Below are 6,000 nucleotides of genomic sequence, written 5' to 3' on the forward strand. Positions count from 1 at the left end.
TTCCACCCGCGCGGCTTCCTCCCCACCGCGGGCCGGGCAGCCGGACGGGCGGAACGGCAAGTACGGGCCGGGGCGGGCGGTGGAGGCCACTGTGCCGACCGCAATGATCAACGAATGGATAAGAGTGGTTCTGGCGTACCCGTGATCGCTAGCCTCACCGGCTATGACGCAGCGACAGCAGAAGAAGCACTCCCGGCGCCTTTTCGGGGCAATCCTTTCAGGCGACGCCCAGAGCACGAAGACGCTTCTGCGCCGTGGAGCAAGTCCGGAGAGAAGGAGCACTGACGGCACCACTCCCCTGTACCTGGCATCGGTGCAGGGCGAGGCCGAGGTGGCCCGCCTGCTCATGGAGGCCGGGGCCTCCCCCGACACCGAAAGCAGCGGCCCAGGCACGGAGGGCACACCACTGTGCGCAGCTGCTTGCTGGGGACACACCGCAACGGTCAGGGAACTGTTGGCGCATGGCGCCGATCCCGCCCTCCGCGAAGACCACGGCGCAGGCTGGTCCCCGCTGGACTGGGCGGACAATGGCCCCCACCCCGACACTGTTGCAATTCTCGGGGCAGCGGGAGGGCACCCCGCAACGAAGCCTCACCCAGCTATGTAGCGAGGGGAAGCAGCCTACTCACTTTCGCAACAGGCACGCTGCCGCCGTAGAGGGGACCGGACAGTACGCTGGCGTCGGCGAAGGCGGTCAACACCCCGAGCCCAGGACGGCAAAGGCCGCGCGGGCGTGTGTGGTCTTCATCTGGACGTATGTGTGGCCGACCGGAGTATCTGTCCGGCGGCCAGCTCGCGGTAGACGGGGCTCGTGGTGAGAAGTTCTTCGTGGCGTCCGCAGGCGACGGCCGTGCCCTTGTCCAGGACGACGATGCGATCGGCGTGCTGCACAGTGGACAGACGGTGCGCGATGACCAGTACGGCGCATTCCTGGGCCACCTCGCGCATCACGGTGGTGAGAGCGGTTTCGTTGACGGCGTCCAGGTGGGAGGTCGGCTCGTCCAGCAGCAGGAGGGCGGGCCGGGCCAGGAGGGCACGGGCCAGGGCGACTCTTTGGCGCTCGCCTCCGGAGAGGGTGCCCCCGCGTTCGCCGAGCATCCCTGAGAGTCCGCCGGGCAGACGTGTGACGACGTCGGTGAGCTGGGCGAGTTCGACCACGCGCTGAATTTCCGCCTCGGAGGCGTGGGGTTGGGCGTAGGTGATGTTGGCGCGCAGCGTGCCGTGGACGACGTGCGTGTTCTGGTCGACGATCGCGATGCGTGACCGGCACTCCTGGCGGCTCAGCTCAGTGGCGGGCCGGCCGTCGAAGAGCAGGTCACCGCCATCGGGTTCATAGAATCTGGCCACCAGGGCGAAGATCGTGCTCTTGCCCGCCCCCGAGCGGCCGACCAGAGCTGTCTGGCTCCGGTGGGGGGCACTGAGGGAGACGCCGCGCAGCACAGGCCGGCCCCGGTCGTAGCCGAAGGTGAGGTCCTGCAGCGCGAGGGCGGGCTGCTCCTGCCCAGCGGTCGGCTGGGCGAGCCGCAGGGTGCGCGGGCGTACGGCCGGCAGGTGGGTCGGTGCGGGTTCGCAGGGTAGGGACAGTGCGTGTCCGATGCGCTGGTAGGCCCCCATGCCTCGCTGGATGAGGCCGATCGCGCGGAAGACCGAGGACAGCGGCAGGGCCAGGTACGAGGCGTAGAGCAGGAAGGCGACCAGGTCGCCGAGAGAGTTGGCGTCTGAGCTCACCCGCAGGCCGCCGATGACCAGGACGATCAAGAAGGAGCCCTGTACGGCCAGTTCCACGGCCGGGCTCATCAGGGAGGCGAGTTTCGCAGTCCGTACACCGGCGCTGTACGCCGATTCGACGCATTCGCCGATGCGGGCGGCTTCCCGGTCCTCCGCGCGGTGCACCCGGACCATCGGCAGGGCGCCGAGCGCGCGTTCCAGGTCGGCTGCGATGGCGCCGATGGAGGTCTGCATGCGCTCGGAGGCGGCCCGGATGCCCTTCAGCAGCGCCGCGACGATCACGGCGGCGACCGCTACGGTCGCCGCGACCAGGAGGAGGAGCAGCGGGTCGATCCACAGCATGAGCAGGATCGCCCCGGCGGCGACGAGGGTGCCGGTGACGAGGTCGACCAGCGCCTGGGAAACCACTTCTCTGAGCAGCGTGGTGTCGGTGGTGACGCGCGAGATGAGGTCGGCACTGCGGTGCTTGTCGTACTCGCGCATCTCCAGGTGGAGCAGCCGCCCCACCAGGCTGTGACGCAGTTGCCGTACGACGCCCTCCCCCATGCGTTCCAGTACGAAACGGCCCATCGCTCCGGTTGCCGCTTCGGTGACGAAGAGTGCGGCCAGGAGCAGCAGCAGGGGCCCCAGTACCTGTCCACGTCCGCTCGCGTCCACGACCTGCTTCGCGACGAGCGGCTGGGCCAGGCCGAGGGCGGAGCCGACGAGGGTGAGCGCGGTGGCGATGAGGGCGGAGGTGCGGTGCCCGTCGGTCAGTCGGTACATGGTGGCGATTGCGGCGTGCGTGGAGCGGTCGCCCCCGGTGGTGGGCTGTGGCTGATCTGCGACGGTCTGGGTCATCGGCCCGATCGGCTCGTGGCAGCGACTGTGATGAGCCGGGTGAAGTAGTTGTCAGGTACCCCCTCGTCGATGGGGCGGCCGTCCACCTCGACCCAGGCGTGCGCGGTGAACGGTGGCACCACGCGTACCCCTGTGCACCAGGTCGGCCAGGTCCCTGTCAGGCGGCACAGCAGGGCTGCTCCCAGGGAACGGGGAAGACAGCCCATCGGACCGGCGCAGCGCAGGCTCACCGCGCACATGGCATCCCGTGCGTTCTTGGCCTGTACGCCGGTGGCCGGCCTGGCGCCGCGGCGTGCGAGGCCGAGCACGGCACGGATCCGGCGGGGCGGCAGCAGGGCGAGCACGAGGGCGGGTAGCAGGACGAGGCGGGCGGCCAGGCGCCGGGCGAAGGGGACTCCGGTGGGCCGCTCCAGTGCGCTTGGGGTCGTCATTCTGCCAGCCCCGAGCTCCGCAACTGCTGGACCAGGGCGGCGACGTCCTGCCTCGCCTGGGTGTCGTCGACGTCGAACTCACCGGTGACAGCGGCGACCGCTTCCGCTTCGTCACCGCCCGCCAGCAGCGTCTTGACCACCAGGGTGGCGGTGGGATTCAACTCGTAGTACTGGCCGCCGCGTTCGTCAAGAAGGACCGTGCCGTACTCGGTCTCCGCCGCGGAGACGTTGGCGCCGAACCGCAATGCCATGGTGTACGTACCTTTCCCGGGTGGAGTGCAGCGAACAGTTCAGGAACGGGCCTGCGCGGTGGACTCGGTCGTACGGGCCAGGCCGCGCAGCCAGCTTTCGGCCGCGATGGTGGAATAGAGGATCGCGTCGCGCAGTTCGGGCGTTCCCGGCCGCTGGGCGAGCTTGCGCAGCGCGCTTCCGTCGACCAGTCCCCACTGCTCCAGCCGGGAGTCCTTCCACAGGGCCACCAGGTCGGCGCGGTGTGCGCGCAGTCCATTGGCGGCGTCCATGGACGCGGCGGCCTTGTTGGTGCGCCGCAGGCACGCGTCGGGGACGATCCCGCTCATCGCGGCGGTCAGCAGCGGTTTGTACTGCCAGGGCGTGACACGTTCGCTCGGGCGCACCGCCAGGCATGCCTCGATGACGCGGTCGTCGAGGAACGGTGAGGCCATCGGCACGCCTGCCCGGGCTGCCATCCGGTCCCACTGGCGCAGCATGCGCGTGCAGGAGCGGATCTGCTCGAGGTCGGCGTGCAGCCCGCGGTCCGGGTGCAACGGAATCGCGTGCGCCGCTGCCTCGCGCAGTGCTCGCTGTGCTGCCCGTTCTGCGTCGGGGGTGACCCAGTCGAAGAGGCGTGGGGGCATGCCCCAGCCGAGGCCGGTACTCACGGAGGTGGGCAGCGGGTCGCGCAGGCGAGTGCTGGAGTCGGCGAGCCACTTCCCGTACGGCCGTGAATCGGTCAGCGCCCGTGCCGTGCCATCCAGCGGCCACTGCCACAGGGCCCGGAACCCGCGCAGCTGCCGCAGTGCGAACAGCGGTCGGGTCCGCGCCAAGCGGTGGTAGTACGCCTCGGAGCACCAGGCCACATGGTCGCCGCCGATGCCGGTCAGATGCAGTCGGCTGCCTCGCTCGGCCATGGCGGGCAGGTGGTGCAGGACCCGGGAGCGGTCCATGACGCCGATGGTCGGTTCGTCCAGCAGGTCCTCGATGCTGAGCAGGTCGTCGTAGACCAGTGGGGAGGCGTCGGCGTCCCACACCACGTGCTCGACGTCCGGCATGGAGCGGGCTGCCTGTTGGGCCCAGTGCAGGTCGGTGTCGGCGGGATCGCGTCCCGGCCAGGTGCTCGCCACCACGTGAGCCGGTGAGCGGTCCGCCAGGAAGCAGACGGAGGTGGAGTCCAGGCCGCCGGACAGATCGGAGCTGACGACGCCGCCCTGCCGGGTACGGGCATCGACCGCCGCGGTGAGGGCGTCGCGGACGAGGGGGGCGCCCTCGGCGAGGGTGCGCGAGGGCTCCGGTGGTGTCCACCAGCGGGAGTGGCCTACGGTCCGGCCGTCCGCCGCGACGGTCAGCGCGTCCTGCGGGGATACGGCACTGATGCCGCGCCACATGGGCGCTTCGGTGAGCGGATGCGGAACCGGCCACAGCAAGCGGACCGCCAGTTGCTCTTCGTCCAGCGCGGCGCCGAGCGCCGCGGCCAGTACATCGGCACGGCTGGCAGCGACCTGCACACCCTCGACCGCCGCGTGGAAGACCAGTCGGAGCCCGGAGGCTGTGCCCTGGACCCTGATCTGCCCGTCGTGCGCGGCGATGAGATGGAAGCTCCCCGGGAGGGAGCGGGCCAGGGCGTCGAGTTCGCGGAGGTCACGCAACCGTCCGGCGCGGCGCTCCAGTTCGGAGGTGTCCACCGGGCAGCAGCCGATGACAGCGAGACCGGTACGGCCGGCGTGCGCGGTGGTGATTTCGGTGTCGTGCCAGCGGCCGACGATCCAGGGACGGCCCGAGGCATGGGTGAGGGTACGGGTTCCGGGGCGGGAGAGGGAACGGGCCACGGCGGCCGCGTCCTCACGGTCGGTGTAAACCGTGAAGTGCGCGTCGCCGGGGCCCGTCCCCGCACTCTCGTGCAGTTCAGTCATGACGTGTGGTCAGAACCGTTGGTCCGTCAGTTCTTGCTCAGGAGCAGCCGGTCGTTGCCCGAGCGCCCCAGGAGCCCGGTCGTCTTGCGGAACGTCCCCAGCTTGGCGAGCGTGGGCGCTTCGTAAGCCTTCTTCATGACGTCTCCTTCGCGCAGATGTGCGCGCCGGCCTCCCTGGCCGGCTGTGGACCGGAGACCGGACCACAGCCGCCCTGCCCAGGGCTTGTCGGAAGCCCGGAACGGGAGAGCGGGTGCACGTCATAGCTATTCGTATGTGCAAGTGCCGAGGCAAGGGCGCCGAAGAAAATCGGATAATCCGAAGAATGCGCATCCGGTCGGACGTCTGCGTCGCAGGCCAAAGATTCCGGCCAAAAATAAAACTTCGGGCGCGGGGGCTCCTGAAGTGCAAAGAAACGTTTCCACCTGCGCGACCCCAAGTGCACAGCAGTCTTCCCTAAGGATGTGCAACGGCGCGAACTGACCGGAGCCGCCCGGGCGCACTTGCTCTCTTCACCGCACTTCTCTCCCGTGCGTACTTGCCCGAATGGCTGGAAGCGACCGCCGATCTCACTGTTCGGGCCCGCAAATAACCCAATCGTCGCACTTATGGGGTTACTCCCGGTCCTGACACGACGGGCAGAAAGCTGACCTCCTACGGGCAGCAGCCGAAGGAGCCGTCCGGCCCGCCCGGCCGGGAACACGGACAGCTACGACCGCGGCGGTCAGCTACTCCTGGAAGGGCCGCGGCAAGAGCATCCCCCTAGATGAATGAGTCCGATGTTTGTGCTGGTCGCGACCATGGCGAAGGGCGCCCGTTGGTCAGTGTGTGAAGACAGACCTGGACGCCCTTCTGGC

6 protein-coding genes are annotated in these 6,000 nt (G+C 69.5%); 1 reads left to right on the top strand and 5 read right to left on the bottom strand.

Annotated features, from left to right (window positions below; genetic code table 11):
- The first annotated feature begins 163 nt into the window (after positions 1-163).
- Positions 164-607, top strand: coding sequence for an ankyrin repeat domain-containing protein (locus tag HNQ79_RS29445; RefSeq protein ID WP_185036029.1), 444 nt, complete (start codon positions 164-166; stop codon positions 605-607).
- Positions 608-744: 137 nt separating this feature from the next.
- On the opposite strand, the gene HNQ79_RS29450 is transcribed toward HNQ79_RS29445, so the two are convergent.
- From HNQ79_RS29450 to HNQ79_RS29470, 5 genes are read right to left on the bottom strand one after another with little or no spacing between them, the layout of a single operon-like run.
- Entirely contained in the window at positions 745-2,568 is a 1,824-nt protein-coding gene (locus tag HNQ79_RS29450) for an ABC transporter ATP-binding protein (protein WP_185036030.1), read from the bottom strand.
- Positions 2,565-2,999: a lasso peptide biosynthesis B2 protein gene (locus HNQ79_RS29455; protein ID WP_185036031.1), complete on the bottom strand. Its 435-nt coding sequence runs from the start codon at positions 2,997-2,999 to the stop codon at positions 2,565-2,567. The genes HNQ79_RS29450 and HNQ79_RS29455 overlap by 4 nt, the downstream gene beginning before the upstream one ends.
- Positions 2,996-3,250, bottom strand: a complete 255-nt coding sequence (locus tag HNQ79_RS29460) for a lasso peptide biosynthesis PqqD family chaperone (protein ID WP_185036032.1) — start codon at positions 3,248-3,250, stop codon at positions 2,996-2,998. Before HNQ79_RS29460 ends, HNQ79_RS29455 begins: the two co-directional genes overlap by 4 nt.
- A 39-nt stretch (positions 3,251-3,289) precedes the next feature.
- Complete coding sequence (locus HNQ79_RS29465) at positions 3,290-5,146, bottom strand: lasso peptide isopeptide bond-forming cyclase (protein ID WP_185036033.1); 1,857 nt, start codon at positions 5,144-5,146, stop codon at positions 3,290-3,292.
- A gap of 26 nt (positions 5,147-5,172) precedes the next feature.
- Positions 5,173-5,283, bottom strand: coding sequence for a keywimysin-related RiPP (locus HNQ79_RS29470; RefSeq protein WP_185036034.1), 111 nt, complete (start codon positions 5,281-5,283; stop codon positions 5,173-5,175).
- Positions 5,284-6,000: the final 717 nt, after the last annotated feature.

It is taken from the genome of Streptomyces candidus, assembly GCF_014207445.1.
GTDB classification, from domain to species: domain Bacteria; phylum Actinomycetota; class Actinomycetes; order Streptomycetales; family Streptomycetaceae; genus Streptomyces; species Streptomyces candidus.